The sequence below is a fragment of the Jeotgalibaca sp. A127 genome (assembly GCF_052266745.1).
Classification (GTDB): Bacteria; Bacillota; Bacilli; order Lactobacillales; family Aerococcaceae; genus Jeotgalibaca.
In genome coordinates, this window is the sequence record NZ_JBQPRC010000010.1 from 1 (window position 1) to 26251 (window position 26251).

The following is a 26251-nucleotide window of genomic DNA, read 5'->3' on the forward strand; positions in this document are numbered from 1 at the left end:
TACAACTGCGAACGTGCCCAATGGCACTTAAAAAAGTTGACCCCGGTACAATACCGAAATCAACTTCTTCTGAAGGTTGCTTAAACCTCTTTTTTAAATTGTCCTTGAAACGGGGTCCAGATTAAAGCGTACGCGCTCGGAAGGGCCATTTTTAATTACAATTTTTCTTGCCCATCGTTAAGGGTCACATCAATGGTCATTTTTTCGCCGCCACGATACAACTCCACTTTAACGGTACTACCCACTTCTTGACGGTAAAGGATCTTGCGCAGTCCCACCATGTTGGTGATTTCTTCGCCATCCATACCGACAATGACATCATATTGCTCAATACCAGCTTCACTTGCGGCAGACATACCTTGTACATCTGCTACAACTACACCCGCCGTCACTTCTTCCGGCAGATCCAGGATATTACGTTGTTGCGAAACAGAAACTTGTTGCAGGTCCATCATGCTTACCCCAAGAACGGGACGAATCACTTCACCATGTGCTTCTAATTCTGCAATGATACTTACCGCATCGTTACTTGGTATCGCAAATCCCATTCCCTCTACATTTGAGGAGGCAATCTTCATCGAGTTGATTCCGATAACCTGACCACCAATATTAATCAACGCACCACCCGAGTTACCCGGGTTGATGGAGGCGTCGGTTTGAATCGCCGTTACGTCCCAATCGACCACACCATCGCCGTCAATATCCGTTTCAACCGTTCGTTCAGTTGCGGAAATAATCCCTTGCGTTACCGAGGTTGCAAACTCAGTTCCCAGAGGCGAGCCAATAGCGATTGCCGGTTCGCCTACATTCAATGCCTCAGAATTGCCAAACTCCGCAATGACATCAACTTGGTCAGAAGGAATCGCCAATACCGCCAAATCCGTCCAGACGTCCGCACCGACTACCTCGGCTTCAAGTTTCGTGCCATCCTTCATTAACACTTCCACGGCGTCCGCACCGTTGATGACGTGATTATTCGTGACCACATAGGCGGTCCCGTTATCTTTTTTATAAATAACCCCACTACCCGTACCATTGGTAACCAAACCACTGTCATCCGTCTCTGTTTGTGGAATGACAAAACCAAACGGGTTCCCGGAATTTTCCTTTAGATTAATAACAGAAACGACCGCTTCCTGAACGCCTTCCACCGCTTCCGTTGTGGCAGTATTTACATCCAGGCTGATTGTTGTTGTTTGGGAGCCATCCGATTCCGTGATAGTAGATGTATTTATATCATTGCCATTATTTTCCATATCCAACGCACCTGAACCGAACAAAATTCCCGTTCCCAACAAGGCTACGGTAGCCCCACCAATGACACCACCCAATAGGCCACTTTTCATGCTTGATTGTTTTTTTGGTTTTTTATTTGAATATCTCTCACTCATTCGTTTTCTCCTCTCTTTCCTTGTCTCTTTCTAGCTTATTATATAAAACAACTTTGAAAAAAATATGAAGAATTTGGTAAAAACAGTTTTCCTGTACAACTATAAGTATACGAAAAAAACCAAGAAAATGCTTATCCAACGCATTTTCTCGGTCTCATTTTAAACAGGAAATAAATCAGTTGGTACGTTAGGGTCGGTATCCAATACGCGAAACGCTTCATTAACACCATGACCCTTGGAAAGTAAAATACTTTCGGCCGTTTCATGGGCCAGTGCCTTGATATTATTATCCTGGCTCAAATGGCCCAAATAAATACGTTTCGTATTATCACCTATCATCTCTGCCACGGCTAAAGCACCATCATCGTTGGACAAATGTCCATGGTCGCCTAATATCCGTTGCTTCAGTGACCAAGGATAGCGTCCCATCCGCAACAATTCCAGGTCATGGTTACTTTCGATTAAATAGGCATCGGCATTTTTCAACAAACCGCGCAGACGATCGCTCACATATCCCGTATCCGTCAACATCACAAATTGTTTGTTTTCATAATGGAAGGAATAGAATTGCGGCGCTGCTGCATCATGGGAAACCCCGAAGCTTTGTACATCAACGTCACCGAGAGTCAATACTTCGCCCATTTCAAAAATGTGCTTTTGTTCTGTTTTGATTTCCCCGATTGTCGTTGGCATGGCGCGCCACGTTGCTTCATTCGCATAAACATCAAACCCATAGCGGCGTGCCAAGACACCCAGGCCATGCACGTGATCGCGGTGTTCGTGGGTTACCAAGACGGTATCGACTTCAGCCAAGTCACGTCCCACTTGGTTCATCAAGGCTTGAATCTTCTTGCCACTCAGGCCACAGTCCACCAATATTTTACGTTTGGGCGTTTCGATATAGGTACAGTTACCTGAACTGCCACTCGCCAGCATACTGACTTTAAAGCCGCTCATGTTATCTAATTCCATCACTCAGATTCCCTCCAATTTGTCCTATCTATTCTAACGCATCTGAGTGAAAAAATCACTGACTTTAAACTTTAAAAAGCACCGCCGCCTGATCCACCACCGGAACCTCCCGAGGAACCGCCACTAAATCCGCCTCCCGAACCACTGGAAGAATCAGATTGCGGCGTGGAAGCATCAATTCCTCTTGCTATCGGATCATTGACACCGTCAATATAACCCGGATTGTGGTAGTAGAAAGGATAGAAATAAGATGTTCCGTAAATGACATCATCTGGATACTGAATCGCCATTTGTTCCAGAACATGATAAGCAATCCCCATTGCCGTTGCGTAGACGAGATATGTATCCCACAATTCAACCGAACCAATGTCCTGCATCGTAAAGTCCCCAACATCCTCCAACATCCGTTCAAAGGCACGCCAATCTTTCTTGGCTTTATCGCCTTCAGGGGTCACAGCAGGATGTTTCACATGATAAAGCAGCACATAGATGGCCAATGCCAATCCCGTGAATCCCAGCAAAAATAGCCAGATAGGCAGCTGATACGCAAAGACACCGATTGTTAAGAGGATAAAGAAAATATTGTTTGCAATTAGAGTAATAATCGACCAAGTCCTCGCTGTCGTTGCATGAGGGGCACGGTATCTTTCTTCATATACTTTCGCGTCGTCGCGAACAGCTTGTTGCCATGCCATGCGCGCTTTGTAAAAACGTTCCCCCAACTTGGTATCATAATTAATGGACTCAATCCTGCCAAAGGTAACAGCCTTGCCATCTCCTCCAATTTTCAAGAACCAACGCATCAGTTGCTTCTCGTGTTTCAAAAGTCCGCTGTCCGGCTCTTTTAATTTCCGCAATTCATAATCGAAGCCATCTTCCAACGGGATTTCTTTCATCTGTAGATAACCACGGCGAACCAGATCGAGAATGGTCGCAGAAACAGCTTCGGAATCCGGTTCTTGATTAAATATCGCCTTGTTCATGACAGCAGGCGACATGTCTTCCGGCAATTCATAAACGTAATCCGGTTCTTGATAAGGCACCGGGTTGGTTTCTTTATATTTCTTCCGTAACCAAAACAGAACTGCCAATGCCAAAAGCGGGCCAATTACGCCGAAAACGGCACCCACAATCACCAGTAGCCAGTAACGTTGTTCCTCTGCTCTTTCAATTGCTTCTTCGTTCGCAATGATTTGATCAAGGTTATTTTCATTCACTGTATTGGGATTATTCCACGTCACATAAGTTGGGAAAATGACATTTGCCTCCACAAATGTGTTCGCCGGATTACGGTTCAGGCTTAAGTTGACAACCCTGTCCTCTTCCAAGGTCACATTCCCATTGGCATCACCATGTCCCCAGGCTTTTAACTCACCAGGCTCCACTGCAGCCGGCAATTCAATCCGGATATCGACATCAAGGAGTTCGTCATCCCAAGCCGAACCAATCACTTTACGGTTAAATTGGGCAACATCATTATAATTCGTTACCATCTCTGGAATCCGGTATGAATAAATAACGGTCATATCATCATCCGTAATGGGATTGTAGACCGTGAAATTTAAAAACGTCCCTGTATCCGTCATTTCATAGGTGCCTGGCTGTTGCGTCGTATCTTGACTATATGGAACAGCTGCCTCCCCCTCTTCCTCAATCGCAACCGAAACATCGGTTGGAGTTGGGTGCGGCGAATAATCCAGGTTGAACAATACCCCATTAAATTCACCATCAAAATAATAGGTAATGCGCTCCGTAAACAAGGCGCTCCCATCTTCCTGGATATTTACCTGCACATCGTAATTATTGATTTCATACGACCTGGCCGCTACTTCTGGTGGGGAAAGGCCAAATAATAGAAAAAATGTAAAACTAATGATAGCCATTAACTTTTTCATCCGAATTCCTCCTTTCCTAAATTATAGTTGAAAGCCCGTCATGATGCGAATATATCCCTTGTATAAACAAAAAGTAAATATTTTTTCAAAAAGGACCCCGAAAATTTACAAAGACCTCCGTAATCTATTACTATCACCCAAAAATGAGAGAGGAAGGCACTTACTTATGGAGCAATTATTAAATAAAATCACCGTTTTCCGCAGTGAAAGGAAATACTTACTCGGTTTGGAAGACCGCATGCAGTTGATTAAGTCCTTGCATGCGATCCTCGTTCCCGACGCTTACGGTGGCTACAATGGCTACAGCGTCAGAAGCGTCTACTTCGACAGCCTGGATAATCAGGACTATAACGAGAAAATGCAGAAGTTTGAATTCGTTAAACGGGTTCGGCTTCGCATCTATGATATCAAGGATCAGATGGTCAAGTTTGAAATCAAGAAAAAGAAACCTGGAAACCAAATCAAGGATACATTACTCGTTACCCGTTTAGACGCAGAGGAAATGTTAAAAGGGAACTTCGAAGTATTGAAAAATTATGAAGGGGACACGGCCGAGCTTGGTTACGAAATTTGTACGACGATGGGCTACCGGCCGATTTCCATGGTTGAATACAAACGCCGTGCCTTTACCCATCCCTTTTTCAGCACCCGGATCACCCTTGATAACGAGTTGAAGTATTGTAATTTCGATTATGACTTGTTTGCGGAAAAGCCAAACTATCACTATGCCATGCCTTTGACGGATACCATCCTGGAAGTAAAATACGATCGCTTCCTGTTTCCGCAATTGCAGGATGTACTGACTAGATGTAATTTGAAGAAATGTCCAATCAGTAAATTCGGATCATCAAGACAACTATTGGAAAATTATTATTATTAGGAGGAATTTACAAATGAATCAAGTATTCGATCTTATCCAACAAAACTCAGGAACAATGACAAACACGGTGACTACAGCAACGGTATTGGTAAGTTTGGGGTATACCCTCTTCCTTTCCGCTGTCATGTTTTTCACTTTCAAGAAATGCCACGCAAAGATGTCTTACGATCACAAATATAATATCACTTTGGTGATGTTGGCAATTGTCTCAACAATTCTGATGCAACTGATTAAACAAAACGTTGCGCTCTCTTTAGGTATGTTGGGCTCTCTTTCCTTGGTGCGTTTCCGTACCAACATCAAGGACCCGCGCGATCTTGGCTTCGTTTTCTGGGCGATGGCGATCGGTATTGCTTCATCCAGCGAAGGTTGGTTCATCGGCTTTATCGGTTCCCTTCTCTTAATGATTTTTATGATTGCGACTGGCGATAACATTGCTTCTTCAAATACCATGTTGTTGGTTATCCGCGGCAATAAGGCAAATATTCCGTATATTTCCGATATCGTGTTCGATACGCCTGGCAACAGCCGTTTGAAAGCACAAAACTTGTTGCAGGATTCTTTTGAACTTGTTTATGAAATTAAAACGAAGCATGCAGATGAACAACGTTTGGCAACAGAAATCATGTCGGTCGAAGGCGTGGATACGGTGAACGTCTTGGCACCGAGTGCAGAGCTGGCTTAGAAAAGGAGCGTGAAAGTGATGTACAAGAAAACCGTTATTGCGGAAATTAGGCAACATTATGGCCTCGTTATCGACGAGGAAGGGAGTCTGCACCGGATCAAGTTAAAAAAAGGCATGCGGATTGGAGATCGTATTTCATACCGCGACGAAAAGCATTACCATTTGATCGACCAAAATAAACGCTTCACGGTACCAAAATGGGCTACAACCGTTTTAGTCGCGAGCACGCTTTTCATCGCCACTGGTCTTGCAATATTTGTTGATTCCATTCCCGAACCAACCGTTGCACCACCTCAAGCAGCTGCTGCTTTGGAAGAATTACCTATTCAAACAGCAGACGAATCCTACAGTGTGACGATTGTAGTGGGCGAGAACTAAAAGGCGCTACTCTTGTTTTCTTTTCCCCTAATTCTTTTTTGTGCGTTATAATTAAAATAGAATGAGAAAGGGAGGAAAAGAAATCATGAATAACAAACAGCTACAAAAAGTACGTGATGGCAAAGGATTTATTGCAGCTTTGGATCAAAGTGGAGGTAGTACACCTACAGCACTGGAGAGATATGGCATCTTGAAAGGTAGCTATGCCACGGAAGATAAGATGTTTGATTTGGTACATGAGATGCGAACGCGTATCATCACCTCTCCTGCCTTTGATTCAAAATATATCCTTGGGGCCATTCTCTTTGAACAAACCATGGATCGAAAGATCGAAGGACTCTATACCTCTGAATATTTGGCCAAGAAAAAAGACATCGTTCCTTTCTTAAAGGTGGATAAAGGATTGGCGGAGCTGGAGAATGGTGTTCAGTTGATGAAACCCATGCCAGAACTAGCTGGTTTATTGCAACGGGCGAAAAAACATAACGTATTTGGTACCAAAATGCGCTCGGTTATTAAGGAATTGAATCCTAAGGGGATTAAAGCCGTCGTTGATCAACAATTCAAAGTTGCCAAACAGATTATAACAGCTGGCTTGGTGCCGATTATCGAACCGGAAGTAGATATTTACAGCCATAAGAAAGAAGAAATCGAAGCGATTTTGAAAGAGGAAATCCTGGAGCATTTAAATACTCTCGGTAAGAATGAATGGGTCATGTTGAAACTCACGATTCCGACAGTAAAAAATGCCTACAAGGATTTGATTGAGCATCCAAATGTGGTGCGCGTGGTTGCCTTGTCAGGGGGCTATTCGCGTGAAGATGCCAATGAGAAATTAAAAAATAATCACGGCCTCATTGCCAGCTTTTCAAGGGCTTTATCCGAGAATCTACGGGCGAAACAGTCCGATGCTGAATTTAATGAAACCTTGAAAGAAGCAGTCACTTCAATCTATGATGCTTCAGTAAATAAAAACACTTAAGCAATTTCCATAAAAAAATCCAGGAGCCCAACGAGGTCCTGGATTTTTTTATTCACTTATTAAGAGGCGTTCAGTTAATTCTTCAACCGGCTCCGTACTGCTGCTCATTTCACTCACAACATTCTCAGTTTCGGCTTCGCTTTCTGCCTCGGAACTTTCTTCCTCTTCTTCCTCTTGAACGACTGGTGCGGAAATGATATTTCCTGTTAAGGCATCCACGCGCTTGATTTGTACGGGAACATTTTCCCGGGCAATTTCGACATACCACATCGGGCTGTAGATATTCATATCAGTCAAACTAAGCGTTTGATAATAGGACAACGTCAGCAAGCGAATGGTTGAATTATCAGGAATCTGATTATTCAAATACAAGGATTCAATCGCAGCTTGCTCGGAAATAACATTCCGTTGCCGACCTTGCGGTTCCGCCGAACCCACATAGGTTTGTTCATAGGAAATGACTTCATGATCGGAATTCAGATGAAAAATTAAAGAAGCTGTTCCATCCGCAATGGGTATCCCCTCTTTGGTATATTGGACATAAACCACGCGCTGATTAACCGCTTGATAGGATAAGTAGGCATATTCATAACCATTCAGAACATTACCATCATCAATAAAAACTTGGATGGGTTCCAGTCGTTGCGATAAAGGGACATTATCGGTCTCAAAATCCAACGCAATGGGATCAGACAAAACACTGAATAACAAATTGTTCTCCATCCGCGTTGTTTGATTTTTCAATGAAGCGGCATTTTCACGGAGGTACGTATTCTTATCCGTTTTAATGACGGGTATTTCTTCTGCTTCACGACTCAATTCCGGACTTTCAATCTTATCGTTTCGCAATCCTTCTTCAAGATTGACGGTAGCACTAGGGTCTCCGAAATTTAGTTCATCATTCTTCTCTAAAAAAACAGCCAGAAGATAAATATTCAATATAGAGAAGGTAATAATCAAGATAACCTGAATTCTTTTATAATCCACTAGCGTCACCCCTTCGTGCCACAGTAATCCAACCATCAATGGTATTCCATGTTCCATCGAGTTTTATAAACCATCTTGGAACCAAACTTGCAATGCGGGTACTTTCGTCATTACTGATCCATTCATAGCCGATTGCCATATTTTCAATGGCGCTATATGGAATATCAGCTTTAGCTAACTTATCAATCATTTCCTGTGGTTTTGGCAAAACAACCTTCTCTTGGCGATCTTCCAAAGGGGTTTGAATGATTTCGGTTGGATAATACAATTCCACCAAACCACTGTTTTCCATCTCCATCCGGATTAAACCACGGTCCAATGCACCAGCAATTGGCAAACCGTTTAAATAGCGGCGATAAGTAACTTGGCCACTTTCTTCATCAAACCCTTCAAAATAAGAAGCTTGGGTCCATGTATCCAAAAATTTCAGAGCATGAAAGCTATCACGAATTTGTTGGAAGACACTTAAATTTTCTTGATCCAGGTTATTGCGGTAATAATACAATATCCCTGTTTCTTTATGGATACGCAGTTCAGAAATGTTATCACTGTATATCGTAAAAACATCATTACTGTCATCACGTAACTCAGTTGTATCTTCGAATAACTGTCCAATAAAAAAACTGTTCGGTTGTTTCTCTACCAGGTAATCCAGTTTATCCAACTGGATTTCTGTTTGCGGTAAATAAGTGATGACATCCTTAAAAGAATAGGCATTGGAATTAATATAGGACTCTTTATTACCAGAGTAGAGCTTCATAAGCGGTTCAATCGAATCTTTCGACCGGGTTGCGGTGTAGACATTTTTACTGCCGTCATCCAACAAATAAATCGGATCAGCATTCACTGTTGTAATCAAAATACGGGTAATGGTACTACTTTCCAACTCTTCCGGAACTGTGTCAAAATAACGCGATAACATCCCTATAGGCATAGGGCCCGGAAACCGTATTTCGATTCTATTTCTCTCCAAAATGAGCGCGTCATAGTCCTCTTTTGTATAGGCTGATACGAATGTCACGTCCTGCATCTTCCACTCCTCCAGGAAGGCATCAGCCTGGTTCACAATCCTTTCGTCCTGTGAGACAAAGGTATTCAGTTGGGTGTGGAAAGTCAGGCGATGGGGCGCGAACATATCATCGATATTTTTCACATTGGAAATACTGGTCGTTGATTGAGTAGGCGCAATACTTTGGATATTGGCTGCCCCAGAAGGAACGCTCAAGATGCGCCATGTTAAAAACAAACTGATTGCAACCAAGGTATAGAGGGTGAAACTAATCCATTTTGAATCTATCTGTTTCATCACCACTCCTCCTCTTCAAACGATTCATATGGTAAGGAAATAAAGAATGTGGAACCTTTATTTTCCACACTGGTTGCCCAGATGCGGCCACCATGAAGCATCAAGACTTCTCTGGAAATAGCCAAGCCTAAGCCGGTCCCTCCCATGGAACGTGCGCGCGCTTTATCAACACGGTAAAAACGCTCAAAGATATGCTGCAAATCTTTACGAGGGATTCCCAGCCCTTCATCGGTGATGCTGAGGACCACACTGTTATGTGTTTCCATCAACCGGCAGGTAATCGTTCCGCCGTCCGGAGAATATTTCAAAGCGTTATTCATAATATTATCGATTACTTGCGTAATCTTGTCCTGATCGATATCCACCCACAATGTCCGTTGAGTGAAATCGCGCTGGATTCGATAATTTTTATCACGGTAAGCTTCGGATTGAAGAACCATATCGAAACGGTCCAGAATATGCGTAAACAAATCATTCATGCTGACATATTCCAGTTCCAGTTGCATTTTCCCTTGGTCCATCCGGGATAGATTCAGCAAATCTGTAATCATACGAATCATCCGCTCGGTTTCAGTTGCAATGACTTGCAGGAATTGCGGTGCAATTCTTTCGTCTTTCCAGGCACCATCCTGTAAGGATTCTGTATAGCTCTTCACACTGGTCAACGGTGTACGCAGCTCATGCGATACATTGGAAACAAAATTGCGTCGTTCCTGCTCTACTTTTTCTTGCTCGGTAATATCCGTCAGTACACAAACGACCCCACTGATGAAGCCGGTATCCCGTTGAATAACCGAGAACTCGCCTTGTAAAATACTATCCGTCTTGTCATCACCTTCGTCGATATGAATAACGAGATCTTCATTTGCTTCAAGCAATTGTCGGAATGTATAGCCTTTACTCAAATCCAAAACTTTCATGATGGATTTTCCAACAGCCTCTTCGCGGGTAATGCCCAGCAAATCAACAGCCCGGTTATTGATGATAATGATTTTACCTCGGCGATCCGTAGCAATAACTCCGTCCGACATGTGCTTCAAGACACTGTCCAGACGCTGCCGTTCCGCTTCGGTTGTTTCCTGTGCTTCTTTAACTTTTGTTGACAGGTGATTGATGGTATCAGCCAACTGACCCAATTCATCATTTCCGTAAATACGTATTTTTCCCGAATAGTCTCCTTGTGCAATCGCCAATGTTTGCGTCCGCATCTCAGCGATTGGCTTGGATATCCCCTGGGAAATAATGATCGCCAATACAATCGTCACGACAATCGCAAACAAGGATGCATTGACAAATATTTTCACAATTTCACTGATTTGGGTATACACAGTCTCAATATTTGACTCCATCATAACAACACCGATGACTTGACCTGGATTGGTGGTCGCAAACATCGGTGAGACGGTTTTGAGGACACGGTCCGATTTTTCCTCGTCCATGTATTGGTATTTGCGTTCACTTTCCAATAGAAGCGCTTGTTGAACATCACGATCCGTTGACTTTGTTCCCACTATTGATTGACGGGTCTGGTCATTCGTTCCGATGATATACCCCTCGGAATCAATAACCTGGATTTCCAAAAAGTCGCCACCAATATAGTCCTCCAAAATACTTTGGACATTTTCTGGCGTGTCGTTTTGGTCTTCATCTTCAAATACAGGAACAAGTGAATTTTCCAAAAAGCGTACATTCAAGCTCATTTGACTGTCAAAGTTATCAATCAAATCCGTTTCAAGTTGCCGGATAAAATAAGCCCCAATAATTTGTAAAGATACCAATAGCAGAAAGATAAACAGCATTGGTATCTTGAAATGTATGGATTGAATCCAATTTATTTTTTTTTGCATCGTATTACTCCTGATCTGGATTTCTTAAGAAGTAACCGACTCCTCTACGAGTAATCAACCAAGTTGGATGACTGGGTGTATCTTCAATTTTTTCACGTAGACGTCGTACAGTTACATCAACAGTACGGACATCACCAAAATAATCATAACCCCATACGGTTTGCAATAAATGTTCACGGGTCATGACTTGCCCTAAGTGCTTGGCTAAGTAATGTAATAATTCGAACTCACGGTGCGTTAATTCGATTTCTTCACCACGTTTGGAAACGGCATAAGCATCTTCATGAATTGTCAAAGTACCGACATGGACTTCATTGGCAACTTCTTCTTCAGGTTGTGCTTGCGCATTCGTTCCAACGCGTCGTAAGTTGGCTTTGACACGTGCTGCCAATTCACGGTTGGAGAACGGTTTTGTAATATAATCGTCTGCGCCTAACTCCAAGCCCAATACTTTATCAATTTCAGAATCTTTGGCAGTCAGCATAATAATCGGAACATCACTTGTCTTCCGGATTATGCGACAGACTTCCAAGCCATCCATTTTTGGTAACATCAAGTCCAACAAAATTAAGTCAGGCCCAACAGCTTCGAATTGTGCAACGGCTTCTTCTCCGTCAAAAGCTGTGAAAACTTCGTATCCTTCCTTATCAAGGTTGAAGCTAATAATATCGGAAATCGGCTTTTCATCATCGACTACAAGTATTTTTTTCATAATTTATCAGACTCCTTAAAGGATAAATTCCTTTTTTCAGTGCTTCCCTTACATTATACAGGTGTTCAAAGGCAAGTGCAAAACTCTTTGTGTAAACGTTTCAATCCGGTGTTCGGCTTCTGTTGCTGGTGCCAAACCCCGGATTGGAATGTACTATCAGAAGAATACGACAGGCGTCCCCACTTCGATAAGTGAGAATAGTTTTTCCATGGCGCCTGGCGGAGTATTGATACACCCATTAGACCCATCATGTTTCCATTGATCGGGAGCAAAAGATGTTTGCCATCCTGCATCATGAATCCCTACACCCGTCCAGTCAACTGGAATCCAGTAATTTACCGGTTGTGCATAATCATTGCCTCGTCTTGGGTTGTAACCAATCAGCTCTGCATCTTCTTCCTTATTCCACGCATAAAATACTCCGACTGGCGTTGGGGTGGTTGCATGTCCGGAAACAATAGGTGTTTCTAATTCGCGTTTACCATTTTTATAGACATACATTTTTTGATTTTGAAGATCGACTTCAACGTAAGTATCACCAATATCGGTGCCATCTTCATGGTAACCCGAACCAAGAATTTCCGGTGTCGTCTTCACGTCTTCACCCGCTAAAATATAACCAGCCAGATTTTCAGATTCGGCTTCCATTGCAATGGACCAACCGTATTCGCCCGGTGGTACTTGTACTTCGCCACGATTCGTGCTTTTAAAGGTACGTGTTTTTTCATAGGTTGCATATTTATCATGCAACGTCTTCAGGAATGCTTTGGCTGCTTCTTTATTAACGGTCGGTTTTCCCGAGTTGTCCAGGGATAACCACGAAGCAATTTGGTCCTTAGGAACGGCTATCTCTTCACCGATTATCGTATACGTAATATTCGTATCAGCCAAATCCCGCATGGTTTCAACGACTTGCGTCAAGTCTTGACTATCGGCCGTCAATTCCGGCAATACATACGCATCCTCTAAAGCAAGCGTTTCTTCACCAGCAACCATCGTTGCAATCAGTTGTTCCTCGAAACGATCCGCATCAATAATGGTACCCGGTACTTCTTCCTCAATAACAAATTGTCCATCCTTGTTTTTAACGTTTGCACTGACTGGTGCGATTCGGTCGACTTTAGATAGCGTCAACTTTTCAATCAGTTCAAAAACAGCTTTTTCATCAAATTGAATCGCAACTTCTGAAGCTTTTACCGTATGGGTGTTGAAGAAAGCAAGTGGCCAAGACCAACTGTTTTGCTGACTTTTTAATTCGCCCAGAAAAGTATCGCTGTCAATTTTGGCATCCAAATCTTGAGGCGTTACGTTTGTGACTGTTTTGCCATCTTCAGTCACAATGATGGTACTAGCATGAAGCTTTTGCGTAACGACACGCTTTGCTTCATCCAGAGTCTTGCCTCCTACATCTATTTCGCCAATTTTCGAATTGGGTAAAAAATGATTATCATAATACTTGCTTCCGCCTATGTAAGCAAGCACGAAAATCGCAAAAATGCTGATAACAGTAAAGATAAGCGGCTTTTTCTTCATCCATATCCCTCCGTACATCTCGGGTTAACGCTTTATATTTCAAATTGTTACCCAATCATTACAATTGTGTTACAGCCTTCCTTGCAGATTATTGTAACGCACCTGATACATTTTTGCTATAGTTTCAGCTCATTTTATATAGTGTCCAAGATATAACTGAAGTCGAATTCCTCGATTTTTTTAATCATCAATAATCCATCCCCTAGCGGTACAAGGGCGGTTTCCAACGCTGGGTGGTTCAATACCGTATCCATCAATAAATTCAAACGGCGGTGGATTTTCCGGACGCGTCGTGGAATTTCTTTTTCATCATCCAGTATGGTCCCACCCTGGAACACATCATCAATAATCAACATACCGCCTGTGCGCAAGACGCGTAGGCAGTGTGGTAGAAATTCATAATATTTCGCCTTGGCACTGTCCATAAAAATCAAATCGTAAGTCTGGTCCAATGTTGGCAGGATATCCGCAGCATCGCCTTCTAGCAAGGTTACTTTGTCAGCCAAACCCATTTTTTCAAAATTAGCTTTCGCCCGTTCGATCATAATATCAAAACGATCAATCGTGGTTAGATGACCCGTTTCGCCAAGATGTTGGGCCATCAAACTGCCTGAAAATCCAATTGCTGTCCCAATTTCCAAAATTTGTTCGGGTTGTAAAATACCTACCATCATATTCAGGAAAACTGCTGTCTCATGAGGGATGATTGGAATGCCGCGCTCGTTGGCATAACTTTCAAGTTCGGCTAACCCGCCAGAAAAAGGTTTTAATTCTTTACGCATAAAATCTACTATTTCCGGTTTTACAACCGGACGGCTCATCATCGGATTTTTCTCCATTTACTTTTCCACTCCCAATAAAAAAAGCTTATCTAAGCGCCGGAACGACCGCACGCCTGAGATTAAGCCTTCTCGTATTATTCTTTGTTATTTTCGTCTTCCTCTTTAGACCTGTGTTCCACATGAATCGAACGGATTCGTCCGTTTTCGACTTTAGCAGTTGTCAGCACGTAAGGGCCTACCCGGACACTGAGTTTCTCATCATCATCTGGGAAGTAACCTGCTTCTTCAATCATGTAGCCACCGATTGAATCCACTTCGCTTGATTCTATTTCTGTATCGAAAAGAGTATTAAATTTCTGCAGATTCATTTTACCATTAATGAAGTAATTCTTCTCATCCATTTTACGGGATAAGCGTTGAATTTCATCATACTCATCTTCGATGTCACCAACGATTTCTTCCAATAAGTCTTCCAGCGTCACAATACCTTCAACCCCACCGTACTCGTCTTTCAGGATTGCCATATGGGTATGTTTCTTACGGAATTCTACCAGTAAATCGTCAATAAAGATGGTTGAGGGCACAAATAATGGTTCATTTACCAAAGTCCTGAAATCCAGTCTCTCAAAGCCAATATCTTTGGAAGCTTTCAGCACATTCTTCATGTGCAGAACCCCAATTACATTGTCTTTGTCACCTTCATAAACAGGCATCCGTGAAAACGGGCTGTTCAATACCAATTCCAGGTTCTCATCTAAACTGTCGTCTAAATCTATCATTAGTGTATCCGTACGCGGCACCATTAATTCACGTGCCAAACGGGTATCAAGCGACAAAACACCCTCCATCATCGTAAATTCTGATGGATCGATTGCACCTTGACCACGACTTTGTGCAAGAATTTGACGCATCTCATCACGCGTTAATTTTTCCTCTTGTTGGGTAAAGTCGATTGGTGATAACTTTTTCAAAATATTCGTAGAAGCTGACAACAACCATACAAAGGGTTTCGTCACAGCTTTGACCACTGAAATCGGTCCGGCAGTGAAACGTGCAATTTGTTCTGGCATTTGCAAAGCAACTTGTTTCGGATAAAGTTCACCTAGTACAAGGGTAATGTAAGCAAGTACTAATGTAACAATGACTGTGGCAATTGTTTCCCAACCAGATATTCCTCCTAAAAATGGTTCCAGGTAAGGAACAAAGTTGGAAGATGCAGATGCACTGTTGAAAAATCCGGCAAGTGTAATGGCTACTTGGATGGTTGCCAAGAAGTCATCGGAGTTGTCGAGAAGTTTCAATACTTTTTGTGCTTTACGATCGCCTTCTTCGGCCATCGTATTCATTTTCTGGCGATTGATGGAAACAAAAGCTAATTCTGCTGAGGCAAAAAAAGCATTCACAGCTGTCAGGATTATCACAACTAAAATATCAGATAATAACCTCTGGGCTTCGGGGTCTGGGTTCATTTAAATCTTTTCTCCTTTAGATTGTTTTATTTTTTTCTATATAATACCGCTAGTATACTTCTATAATAGGAAATATCAAGTTGAAAAGCAAGGAGTTTTTCACAAGCGCTCAGGCGCTTCTCTCATTTTAATTCTCATATTTATTTTCTTAAATCGAAAAAGTAAGGGGTTTCTTTTGGGTCATTTATACGTTTTTAAGACATGGATGACTTTCTTGAATGCCATTGCATTTTCTCATTTTAATGTTATTATCGGTATATAAATTAGATTGGAGGAACTACCCATGCTTATTCGCTCGCTTGCCATTCCTAAAAGAGACCTGACTGTGGTTAAAGAATCTGCCACTTTACAAGAGGCAATCGACATCTTGGAAGAATCCGGGTTCCGTTGTGTTCCGATTCTTGATGAAACGGGCACACTTTTCAGAGGTAATATTTATAAGATGCATATCTACCGCCATAAAGCTAACGGAGGAGACATGAATCTTCCGGTAACGCATTTACTGAAAAATGCCACAAAATTCATTTCCATAGATAGTTCATTTTTCAAAATTTTCTTCACGATTAAAGAACTTCCATATATTGCGGTGTTGAACCGCGACAATACTTTCTTCGGTATCCTGACACACAGTAGCTTGTTGAATATGTTGGCGCAATCCTGGAGTGTAGATGTCGGGAGCTATGTACTGACGATTGTTGCTCCTAGCCGCAAAGGTGATTTGTTCCAGATTACCAAAATCATCAACAAAACAACATCCATCGCTAACGTGATAACCTTGGATGTGAACCGTGACGATGTACTGCGTCGTGTTCTTGTGACTTTGCCGGCTGACACAACAAAAGCTGAGCTTGATACAGTTGTAGCAGGACTTGAAAAACAAGAATTCCGTGTTGTTTCAATAGAAGATTTACGTAACGAATAGAGTATGAAAAAAGGCTCACTCAAGCTTAATTTAAGCTGTTGAGTAGGCTTTTTTTTATGAAATGGCCTACTCAGGCGGAAAATTTGCCATGAGTGAGCTATTTTTTTAAAAAAGGCTCACTCGGACTAAAATTTCAGTCCGAGTGAGCTTTTATCTTTATATTTCCCCATTTAAGAACGGGTTCTGTGCAAGTTCTTGTTCAACAGTAGTTGGATTACCATGACCTGGGAATAAGACTGTGTCTCCAGGCAGTGGCACGATATGCTCTTTGATTCCTTGCAATAAAGTTTCTTGGCTGCCATAAGGAAAATCAGTGCGTCCGATACTGCCTTGGAAGATGACATCCCCCACTATTGCAAAGCCATTTTCTTTGAAAAGGAAAACCAGACTACCTGGTGAATGACCTGGAAGATGTTGGAGTTCAAAGTTAAATGGTCCGATTTGAGTCGGTCCCATTGTATCCAAATAGAAATCGGCGGGCTTGTCGATGACAACTTCCGGAATGAGTGGTTGTCGGCCAGATCCGTTAAGCGTTGGATCTACCAGCCATTCTTTTTCGATTGAACTTTGATACAAAGGAATACGATATTCTTTACGGATTTCATTCACAGCACCAATATGATCATAATGTGCGTGTGTCAAAACTATCGCAAATGGTTTTAAGTTATTAACATCTATAACATTCATTATTTCATCAGCTTCAGCACCTGGATCGAAAATGATCGTGTCGCGGTTTTCGCCAATCAGGAAATAGCAATTCTCTTGGATAGGTCCTACCGTTAGGGCAAGTAATTCCATGGATGTTTTCCTCCCATACTCTTTATTCTTCAATTATATAAAAAGGAGCAGGTTTATGCCATTTTTTCGGTGAAGCCAATCAGTTTATTTAAATACTTCATTAATGGTGCAGAAACAATCAATACAACTGCTTCGCCGAACGCTGTGGTTGCGTAGCTGAACCAAAAAGGTAAATCTAAAACGATATACAATTCAATTGCCACAAAAACCATTGTTATCGTAAAAACGGCTGCCGTTTTCATCATGCGTTTCATTTCGGAATCTCCCGGTTTAAACAGGCGTTCCAAAATGAGGAATGAAATGAAGGTTTGTCCAAAACCGAACACTAAATCCCATGCACCCAGTGTGGAGAAAATAAGATTTGAGATGAAGACACCTGCTAAAACCCCATATTTATAATTCTTATGATACCCAACTAGATGATTAAGCATCTCCGAAACCCGAAACTGCACGGCTCCAAAAGACATAAAACTAAAAATCCCTGTCATTGCTACATACAGGGCTGCGATGATGGTATTTACCACCATTTTTCTTGTACCCATATTTATTATTCCTCCTAGTTTTTTTCCGTGGGATGGTCGACGAACCACGTACTGCTTTTTGACAAGCTAGAGTATTTTAACACAAATACAAAAAGAAGGAAACCAGCCCTCGGTTTCCTTCTTTTTGTATGGGCTATTCAGCTGGGTTTAACTCGTGAAACTTTTCAAAAAGGTGGGTCCATTCGTCTCTCTTTTCTACATTAACCATATTCAAGACACTTTTATCAGTATGGTCCAGATAATGACGCAAGTGCATATCACCAAATCCATATTTATCCGCATCTTGAGAGTCATTAGAATAATAGACATCTTTAATACCTGACCAAATAATCGCTCCTACACACATCGGACACGGCTCACAAGTTGCATAAATCTCACAGCCTGATAAGTCACGTGTTCCCAACTTCTTGCATGCTTCTCTGATTGCTACAATCTCAGCATGAGCAGTCGGATCTGTGTCCCTCATTTGCGTATTACCTACAGCAACAATAACTTCTCCGTCTTTTACTACAGTTGCACCAAATGGTCCACCATCTCCGCGCTCCATACTTCTTAAAGTCTCATCGGCTGCAAGAGTAAAATACTTTTCCATCTTTTTATCCATTATTATTTCCTCCTCATGTTGTTGTTTATTTTTCTACAGATATTTCTCGAGTTGGTGATGACTGACTAAGAATCGTATACAGAACGAATGAAATGATAAGGCCGCTGAAGAAAGCGAAATCATTTAGTAGTTTCAAAATAGCCACGTTCTGTAAAAAGGCCCCTGACATCGGAATGGCGAAACTGACTAACAAGACGATAATCGCGCGCATATTGTACCCATTCGGATAGCGGCCTTCTTCGCCTGGCTTTACATAAATTTCATCCAAGTTAATGAGACGATGTCTTTCCAAATAGAAATTTGATAACATAATTCCTGCAATCGGTCCAAAGATAGAGCCAATGAAACTGTAAAACAAGAATAATGTAGAAGCATTTTCCACTAATTTCCATGGCATAATCAGGGTCCCGATAACTGCTGTCAGAATACCACCCGTTTTTACTGTGAGACGCTTTGGAAACAACGAGCTTAATTGCAAACCTGCAGGTAACAAGTTAGCAAACACAACGAAGGAGATTGCACCAACATTCAATGCCAATATAAGCATAATAGCTGCGAAGTCATTCTCCATTCGATCAATTGCATAAGCAATATTAAAGATTGGTTCTCCAAACGCAACTTCCGTCCCTGCTACTAACGCTACCGATGTAACCGCAAACAAAACATAAGAGATAATCATCCCTAAAGGAATACCAATTAGTGCATCGGTTAATTTCTTGGCCCGGGAAGTGAAGTCAGAAATATTAACAATCGGTCCAGCCCAATTTGATACAAGTGCGCTGACACAAGCGATAAAGACTAGCGGACTTTCCATGGTTGTTTCCGGTGTATAGGCCATGACTTCGCCAAAGCCTCCCGCCATATTAATTGCCCAGATTGCTGCCCAGATAATAAAGATGTATACCAATGGAGAAGACCAGTTACCGAATTTCCCCAAGACATTCATGCCTGTCATGAATAAGGCGACGGTTACAATCCAAAGGAGAACATAAGAGATAAGCGTTGGTAAGTCGAGACCCATAAAACTAAAGTCACCGCCGATTGACATATAGTTGGGGAATATCTTTGTCAAAATAATATTGGTTGCTTCTGCCCCAACTACTGTAGTAGTACCAAAGAACACCAAACCGGCAATCAACCCACGAATCAGCGCAGGAATGATGGCGCCTTTCACCCCAAAAGCATCTCGTATCAACATCGAAAATGGCAGGCCATATTTCGCGGCTGCATAGCCGTTCAGAGCATAGCCAATCGATACGATTACGGCAGAAAGCATGACCGCCGTAATTACTTGCATGACGTTTAGTCCGAGAACAAAAAAACCAGCAACGGTCATGTACCCCATGATGTTATGGACGGCCCCCATCCAAAGCGTGATGAAGTTTGATATACCCCAATCACGATCTTCAGGTTTCTTGGGAAGGACATCTTCGGAGTAGCCATACTCAACATATTTATCATAGTTTTCTACTTTATTGACTTGTTCCATTTCGCTCACCCTTTCATTGCTCTTCCAATAAGAGTTCAGATTGTTTTTTATGCTCTTTATAAAGAGCATTGCCTTCATCTAAGACGATGGCTTTTTCCATCGCTTCAATCGCTTCTTGATGACGTCCAAGCGTACGTAGACTATTTGCCTTATGGAATAGAAAGTCATACCGATTCGGTTCCATCGCCAGTAATCGTGACATTTCTTCTACTGCTTCCTCATGCCTGCCCAACTCACGTAAGTAGTTTGACTTGTGATAGCGGTATACCCACTTACCGGAATCAGCCTCAATAGCGTGTTCAATTACAGCTAATGCGCGCTCTGGTTCGTTCAACAATCGGTAGCTCAGCATTTGGTAAAAATAGAACTCCAATGCATTTGCGTCTAGCTCAAGTGCTTTTGAATAAGCCGAAAGGGAGGCAGAATAATTTTCCATCTCTCCTTGAAGGTAACCAATATAAAACAGTGGTTCTGTACTGTCTGGATAACGCTGATGAATCATTTGGGCCAGTTCTAATGCATCTCCAAAAGCCCCCGCTCGGCCTGCCTTTTTTAAGGTATTAATATCTGTGAGTTGTGAGGTAGGCTTGCCGTCGAATACATTCTTCACTCGCTTAAAATTATTTATTTCTGCATAATCGCGTGCGTTTCTACCATCATGATCCTTAATCGCTACATCCGCTCCAGCAGTAACCAATTCTTCGATGATGTCGGTATACAGGTAGCCACCATCTCCGAGAATTGCTGCTTCCAATAAAGCTGTCCATCCCAGATGATTGACATGGTCAATCGGCACACCTGCTTCGATTGCGATTTGAACAGTTCGTAAATACCCTTTCTCAGCAGCTGGAACCAAAGCAGTACCACCGAATCGATTGAAACTGTCCAACTGTGGTCCATAAGGCAGCATTGCTTTCAAAATCTTATGGAATCCACTCGATCCTGCACAGATAAATGGGGTTAAGAGTGTGTTATCACGCTCATTGACATTGCTTCCGACCTTCAAAAGCAATTCCACAACTTCTAGATGGTTTTTTTGTGTTGCTGCCATCAACGCTGTTCTCCCTAATGAGTCTTTCCAGTGTATGCTTCCACCTTGCTCAATTAACCATTGAACTTCTTCAAGGTTCCCTTGATCGCTTGCCATAACTAAATCATAATCTAATGTTCCCCCGCTCATAGTTACACCTCCTCATTAATTTTTTCTCCTATAGCAAGCAATGCTTTTTCGAAAGCTTCATAGGGTGGATGAGTTATACCCGCACCAATCATACCGATGCCGGCATCTTTATGGGCAATAGCTGTATTGATAATTGGCAACGTACCGGTCTCTAATACTTTTCGTACATCAATTCCTGTTGGTATTCCCATGAAATCTAGAACAGGAATTGTCACGCTAGGGTTCTCTGCTGTCGTGATCGTCAACATATCCTTAGAATACCGGATCGCTTCTTCTACAGTTCCCCCCACCAACGGGACAATCGCAGGTGCAGCCGCCATAGCAAATCCACCGAAACCATAAGTCTCTGTAATTGCACTATCGCCGATATCTAATCCAGAATCTTCAGGCTTGTAGCCGGCAAACATAGGTCCGATTACTTTTTGGGACGGACCCGTAAACCAAGTATTTCCCGCCATTCCACTTACTCGAATACCGAATTCAACACCATTACGCGCCATCGTCGTTACAATCGTGCTATTCTCAATACCATGCGCAGCATCCAAAGCACATTTAGCCAGCGCCATCCACGTCGGACCGGAGAAATAGTCGCTGCTTGCAACAAAGTCGAAGACTTCTTTTTTCTGTTCCAAAGGATAATCTGTCATTACGATATAAGGCGACAACGCCTGAATTAAGAGTGTTGTTCCAGCGATATTTCGGTTATGACACTCATCACCCATATGTAACGATTGGGAAAGCAACAATCGGAGATCAATTCCTTTTGGATTCAGCTTCATTGCATCCCGCAGTATCGGACCCAAAACATCCCGCATCCAGACTAAGCGGTCAATAACTGTCTGGTCGTTCGCTCCCATACGTAGCACTTTCGAGAGTTGTTCACTCAAGTTAGTATAGGCAATATTGCCGTATGTTTTATTCTCGACAATATGCATATACATGGATGCCGATGTGATTCCTGCCATAGAGCCAACACTTTGATGTTCGTGACACGGGGAAAACGTAATTTCTCCTGAAGCAGCCAACTCTTCGGCCTCTTCCAGATTGTCAGCCAAGCCTTCGAATACAAGTGCCCCAGCTATACCACCTTTCATTGGTCCGCTCATCTTGTCCCAAGTAATCGGCGGTCCGGCATGCAGTATCGTCTTTTTGGTCATGCCAGGTACGACGTTGATGGCTTGATCAAAACCGATCAGGAAAGGCTGAGATTGCGTAATCCTTTCCACTGCCTCCCGATTTGCTGCTTCAATTTTCTCCTTTATTTCCGGTTGTTCCAGCCGATCCAATATTGCAACCAATTCCATATTTCCGCGGGCTGGTGGCGTCCAGTCCAGTTGGGATACAGTGGCCCCCTGCTCTTTAAGATCATTAGCAACAAATTCAATTCCTGCCGTAATGACATTTAATTCTTTCGAAAACAAATCATGAATGCGACTCATAGTGTTTCTCCTTTCGCAACAAAGCCACGTGCCAATAAGCCTAGATTTTGACTACTACTGGATATAGTAACCCCGACATCTTCCAATTGTTTTATTTGAGTAGCAAGCCCTTGTTCATCTAATTCCGTACCAAGAACGTAACCAATGATTTCCAAATGTCGTCCTTCTGCTTCCGCATGTTGCTTTGCTTCAAAAATAGCTGGCAACATCACGCCTACTGGGTCTTCATGGGCACCATATCCCAATACGAAATCTAACAGAATGACCCCTACCTCGGGATCCTGAGACTCCTGAATAAACCTCTCTAATCTTAACGAAGGATCAATCATCGGATGAGGTTTTCCGCTGGTAAATTCATCCGAACCAAAATCAATAAAGGTATGCGCTCGGCTTATGCGAATGTCATCCAGTTGATGCTTTGGATCAGGGTGAATATTGCTGTAAACATCCTCGTACCACTCAAGTGCAGCAAACATCGCCTCGTCACATAAGGTTCCTCCACAGAATAAACCACGGATGTATTTTTGATCTGGGTTCAATTTTTGTCTTACTTCATCAATCAATGGTAAATTTAGCGGATGTGTATCTAATTGCGTTTCGTCTGCGCCTGCTAGAACGACAGCCTTAATTGCCGCTTCTTTAGAACGCTTGGCATAGTGTGCACCTACTCGTGTCACCGGCTCTTCTTCTCCCCCAAGGAAGAAGACAACAACAGGCTTTTCACATTGGCTAACAACATTCAATACTTTCTGCTCCACTTGCTTTGCGGGAGGCTTAGACACTAGTACAATCACCTTTGTATCAGGATCTTCTTCCAAGGCATGAATAGCATCGATCATCATAATGCCGCCTACCTCTTCACTTAAATCTCTGCCTCCAGTTCCAATTAATTGCGAAACACCATAACCGAACTCATGGATACGTACACTCAACTCCTGACTCCCTGTGCCGGAAGCTGCCACAATTCCAATATTTCCTTTTCTAACTTTGTTCGCGAAACATAATCCTACATTGTTGATGATGGCCGTTCCACAGTCTGGCCCCATCATTAATAGTCCCTTTTCATGTGCCAATTTTTTCAGACGCACTTCATCCTCAATGGATACATTGTCGCTGAACAACATCACATGCAAATCTTTTTCCAATGCCGCACGCGCCTCACGTGCTGCATAAAGTCCATTTACAGAGATTACTACCAGATTAGCATCCGGATTTTCTCTTGTTGCTGAGTCGAATGTTTTATAGTTTTTTCCCTCTGTCGATGTCGGTTGTTTTTTATTCGTAAAGAGCGCATCAATCTTAGCAATAATTGTATCTGCCCCACTTTGATCATCCGTCTCCACTACTATCATTAAATCTCCCGTTCCAGCTTCTTCAATGGCGCTTGTTCCCAGGCCGACATTACGAATTACTTCTTTATTCATATCGGTTCCCATACCAATCATCGCCTGTTTAACACCTTCAATGTCATTGGCTCTGCCAGAAATGGTCATGAGTGAAACTGAGTCGAAGTATTTATTTTGTTTGATAACTGTATGAATAGCCATGATGTTCCTCCTAAAATTTTTCTTCTTGTCATAAGCTTACGCAATGAATGCGCTTACGTCATTAGGTAGTCTAACCTAAAACAAACCGATTGTGTTGGGCAATTTATACGAAAGCAATAAAAACAACAAGGAAGCGCTTTATTCAATGTGTTATACTGATTAAAAACATTAAGAAGGAGAGAAGTTATGTTTACAGTGCGGGATTTTTTAAGCTTGGGACCCTTTAAGCAGTTGCAGGTCGTATCCGGGGAAAAAGGCCTAGACAACGTTATTTCAAGCATTAATATTATGGATAATCCAGATGCTCTCGACTGGTTTTCCGCAGGTGAAATGCTGTTGACTTCTGGTTATTTTTTCAAAGACAGCGAAGCCCTTCAAAACAAAGTCATCAAGCAACTCCATTCTATTAATTGCCCGGCTTTATGTATCAAACCTCAACGTTACTTAGGTAAAATACCTAACAACATGATTGAAATTTCTAATCAGCTAGGTATCCCTATCATTGAACTGCCTTACGGTATTCCTTTTTCCAAATACCTCTCTCGCGTAATGGAAGAGTTGTCCGGTGATTTCGATAAAATGAATCAACAATCGCTTGATATTCACAATGACTTTTTTACCATTTCTCTTCATGGAGGTGGTATGGATAAAATCTCCCGTACGCTTGCAGAATTACTGGATGCTTCGATCCTTCTTTTCGATCAGCAATGGAGACTATTAAGTTATGCGGACAGCCCAAATAGAAATTGGCACATACAAGATCACATGGCTCTAACTTTGGAGCAACGGGCTGTTTCAACTGAATTTATCTCTCAGTTTCCACCCGATTTCCCTTCCTTGCAGGCACCAATCGTACGGACGCTGACAGTGGGAAATGCCTCTCTTCAAACCATTACCCGTCCGACTTCTTTCCATAATCTTCATTACGGTTATATTATGGCGGTCCAACCTGCTGGCAATTGGACGAATATTGAATATATTGCTTTAGAGAACGGTGCCATGGTTTTTGCATTGGAGCAAGTCAAAAATACTGAATTAGATCGTGCCAAAAACCGTGTGCGACGCAACTTTTTTGACGAACTACTCTCAGGAAACATTTCATCGAAAGAGTCTTTAGTGAAACAAGCCAGTTTGCATGACGTGCCATTGGAACTCAGGTATACCGCAATCGTCATGGATGTAGCCATCTTACCTACCATTACTTCATCTGATGTGTTGCGAAACAACATTGACATGCAGAAAAAAGTAAAAATGATTCTCGGCACTCTTGATGAATTTGGCCAACATTATCAGAAACTTTTATTGATTTTTAGTAAGAAGGATCAAATAATTGTTCTAGTAGGAGAGTCTGAAGACCCCCTTGATCAGGCCCGCCTTGTCAGCCAGTTAGCAGAAGAACTAATCCAATTAGTCGAAAAAAACGTTCCAGAAGTACAGTTAAAATGCGGTATTGGGAATCAGGTATTGGATATCGGCACGCTCCATCGCAGCTTCTTCGAAGCACAAGAATCACTTCGGTTGTCTAACCTATTCCCTATTGAAGCACGTATTTTCCATTTTCAAGATTTATATTTACAACATTTTCTTAGCGAAAATATTAGCGAAGAAAACATGTTGGCTTTCTGCGATTACATCTTAGGCCCGCTTTTAAGCTATGATAAAAAAAATAATACAAGCCTGATGGAAACGCTCGAAAGTTTGGTTCATAATCAACTAAATATTTCCGAGACCGCCCGGGCCCTATTCATTCATCGTAATACGTTACTATATCGGATCGAACGGATAGAAGCCATCTTGAACTTGGACTTCAAGCAAACAAACAAAATGTTAGAAGTACAACTTGCATTCAACTTCTACCATCTAACTGCTTCAAAATAAAAAAGTGATGACTAGCAAGCACATGGCTTGTAG

The 26251-nt window shown here is 42.2% G+C and carries 24 protein-coding genes and 1 riboswitch; of the genes, 7 read left to right on the plus strand and 17 right to left on the minus strand.

Going from position 1 to position 26251, the window contains the following annotated elements; genetic code table 11:
• Positions 1–84: IS3 family transposase (locus tag ACTVAI_RS09475; protein WP_443486545.1), on the plus strand; the 84-nt coding region annotated here is incomplete at its 5' end.
• 71 nt (positions 85–155) lie between these two features.
• On the opposite strand, the gene ACTVAI_RS09480 is transcribed toward ACTVAI_RS09475, so the two are convergent.
• The 3 genes from ACTVAI_RS09480 to ACTVAI_RS09490 all read right to left on the minus strand — a co-directional run bounded on the left by ACTVAI_RS09480 (position 156) and on the right by ACTVAI_RS09490 (position 4258).
• Positions 156–1391, minus strand: coding sequence for a S1C family serine protease (locus ACTVAI_RS09480; RefSeq protein WP_443472722.1), 1236 nt, complete (start codon positions 1389–1391; stop codon positions 156–158).
• A gap of 159 nt (positions 1392–1550) precedes the next feature.
• A complete protein-coding gene (locus ACTVAI_RS09485; RefSeq protein ID WP_443472814.1) occupies positions 1551–2363 on the minus strand; it encodes an MBL fold metallo-hydrolase in 813 nt (270 codons plus the stop codon).
• Between the two features lie 71 nt (positions 2364–2434).
• Positions 2435–4258 (minus strand): DUF2207 domain-containing protein, encoded by a 1824-nt coding sequence (locus ACTVAI_RS09490; RefSeq protein WP_443472723.1) that lies wholly within the window; start codon positions 4256–4258, stop codon positions 2435–2437.
• Between the two features lie 166 nt (positions 4259–4424).
• Here ACTVAI_RS09490 and ACTVAI_RS09495 point away from each other — a divergent pair, with 166 nt between their 5' ends.
• From ACTVAI_RS09495 to ACTVAI_RS09510, 4 genes are all read left to right on the plus strand, one after another.
• Positions 4425–5138 (plus strand): polyphosphate polymerase domain-containing protein, encoded by a 714-nt coding sequence (locus tag ACTVAI_RS09495; protein ID WP_443472724.1) that lies wholly within the window; start codon positions 4425–4427, stop codon positions 5136–5138.
• Positions 5139–5151: 13 nt separating this feature from the next.
• Entirely contained in the window at positions 5152–5823 is a 672-nt protein-coding gene (locus ACTVAI_RS09500) for a DUF4956 domain-containing protein (RefSeq protein WP_443486514.1), read from the plus strand.
• Positions 5824–5841: 18 nt separating this feature from the next.
• Positions 5842–6201, plus strand: a complete 360-nt coding sequence (locus ACTVAI_RS09505) for an anti-sigma factor domain-containing protein (RefSeq protein WP_443472815.1) — start codon at positions 5842–5844, stop codon at positions 6199–6201.
• Positions 6202–6286: 85 nt separating this feature from the next.
• Positions 6287–7183, plus strand: a complete 897-nt coding sequence (locus ACTVAI_RS09510) for a fructose bisphosphate aldolase (protein WP_443472726.1) — start codon at positions 6287–6289, stop codon at positions 7181–7183.
• A gap of 48 nt (positions 7184–7231) precedes the next feature.
• Here the strand turns inward: ACTVAI_RS09510 and ACTVAI_RS09515 are convergent, their stop codons facing one another.
• The 7 genes from ACTVAI_RS09515 to ACTVAI_RS09545 form a co-directional block, all read right to left on the minus strand.
• Positions 7232–8170, minus strand: coding sequence for a two-component system regulatory protein YycI (locus ACTVAI_RS09515; RefSeq protein WP_443472727.1), 939 nt, complete (start codon positions 8168–8170; stop codon positions 7232–7234).
• Positions 8160–9476 (minus strand): YycH family regulatory protein, encoded by a 1317-nt coding sequence (locus ACTVAI_RS09520; protein WP_443472728.1) that lies wholly within the window; start codon positions 9474–9476, stop codon positions 8160–8162. Before ACTVAI_RS09520 ends, ACTVAI_RS09515 begins: the two co-directional genes overlap by 11 nt.
• Entirely contained in the window at positions 9476–11323 is a 1848-nt protein-coding gene (gene walK, locus ACTVAI_RS09525) for a cell wall metabolism sensor histidine kinase WalK (protein ID WP_443472729.1), read from the minus strand. The genes ACTVAI_RS09520 and walK overlap by 1 nt, the downstream gene beginning before the upstream one ends.
• A gap of 4 nt (positions 11324–11327) precedes the next feature.
• Complete coding sequence (yycF, locus tag ACTVAI_RS09530) at positions 11328–12035, minus strand: response regulator YycF (RefSeq protein WP_443472730.1); 708 nt, start codon at positions 12033–12035, stop codon at positions 11328–11330.
• Between the two features lie 156 nt (positions 12036–12191).
• Complete coding sequence (locus ACTVAI_RS09535; protein ID WP_443472731.1) at positions 12192–13568, minus strand: L,D-transpeptidase family protein; 1377 nt, start codon at positions 13566–13568, stop codon at positions 12192–12194.
• A 134-nt stretch (positions 13569–13702) separates the two neighbouring features.
• Complete coding sequence (locus ACTVAI_RS09540) at positions 13703–14407, minus strand: O-methyltransferase (RefSeq protein ID WP_443472732.1); 705 nt, start codon at positions 14405–14407, stop codon at positions 13703–13705.
• Positions 14408–14484: 77 nt separating this feature from the next.
• Positions 14485–15819, minus strand: a complete 1335-nt coding sequence (locus ACTVAI_RS09545; protein WP_443472733.1) for a hemolysin family protein — start codon at positions 15817–15819, stop codon at positions 14485–14487.
• A 283-nt stretch (positions 15820–16102) separates the two neighbouring features.
• On the opposite strand from ACTVAI_RS09545, the gene cbpA reads away from it, so the two are divergent.
• On the plus strand, positions 16103–16741 hold the full coding sequence (cbpA, locus tag ACTVAI_RS09550) for a cyclic di-AMP binding protein CbpA (RefSeq protein ID WP_443486515.1): 639 nt from the start codon (positions 16103–16105) through the stop codon (positions 16739–16741).
• 156 nt (positions 16742–16897) lie between these two features.
• Here the strand turns inward: cbpA and ACTVAI_RS09555 are convergent, their stop codons facing one another.
• The 7 genes from ACTVAI_RS09555 to fdrA all read right to left on the minus strand — a co-directional run bounded on the left by ACTVAI_RS09555 (position 16898) and on the right by fdrA (position 24340).
• Positions 16898–17539: an MBL fold metallo-hydrolase gene (locus ACTVAI_RS09555; protein ID WP_443472735.1), complete on the minus strand. Its 642-nt coding sequence runs from the start codon at positions 17537–17539 to the stop codon at positions 16898–16900.
• Between the two features lie 53 nt (positions 17540–17592).
• Positions 17593–18081, minus strand: coding sequence for a QueT transporter family protein (locus ACTVAI_RS09560; RefSeq protein ID WP_443472736.1), 489 nt, complete (start codon positions 18079–18081; stop codon positions 17593–17595).
• Between the two features lie 8 nt (positions 18082–18089).
• A riboswitch (PreQ1 riboswitch) is annotated at positions 18090–18135 on the minus strand.
• Positions 18136–18214: 79 nt separating this feature from the next.
• A complete protein-coding gene (locus ACTVAI_RS09565) occupies positions 18215–18685 on the minus strand; it encodes a nucleoside deaminase (RefSeq protein ID WP_443486516.1) in 471 nt (156 codons plus the stop codon).
• 25 nt (positions 18686–18710) lie between these two features.
• On the minus strand, positions 18711–20174 hold the full coding sequence (locus ACTVAI_RS09570) for a cytosine permease (RefSeq protein ID WP_443486517.1): 1464 nt from the start codon (positions 20172–20174) through the stop codon (positions 18711–18713).
• Between the two features lie 13 nt (positions 20175–20187).
• Positions 20188–21354, minus strand: a complete 1167-nt coding sequence (locus ACTVAI_RS09575; RefSeq protein WP_443486518.1) for an ankyrin repeat domain-containing protein — start codon at positions 21352–21354, stop codon at positions 20188–20190.
• A gap of 2 nt (positions 21355–21356) precedes the next feature.
• Positions 21357–22793, minus strand: coding sequence for an oxamate carbamoyltransferase subunit AllG family protein (locus tag ACTVAI_RS09580; protein ID WP_443486519.1), 1437 nt, complete (start codon positions 22791–22793; stop codon positions 21357–21359).
• Positions 22790–24340 carry an acyl-CoA synthetase FdrA gene (gene fdrA / locus ACTVAI_RS09585; protein ID WP_443486520.1) on the minus strand — a complete coding sequence of 517 codons (1551 nt, stop codon included), beginning with the start codon at positions 24338–24340 and terminating at the stop codon, positions 22790–22792. Before fdrA ends, ACTVAI_RS09580 begins: the two co-directional genes overlap by 4 nt.
• A 186-nt stretch (positions 24341–24526) precedes the next feature.
• Between fdrA and ACTVAI_RS09590 the strand changes: the two genes are divergently transcribed.
• Positions 24527–26218 carry a PucR family transcriptional regulator gene (locus ACTVAI_RS09590; protein ID WP_443486521.1) on the plus strand — a complete coding sequence of 564 codons (1692 nt, stop codon included), beginning with the start codon at positions 24527–24529 and terminating at the stop codon, positions 26216–26218.
• Positions 26219–26251 lie beyond the last annotated feature (33 nt).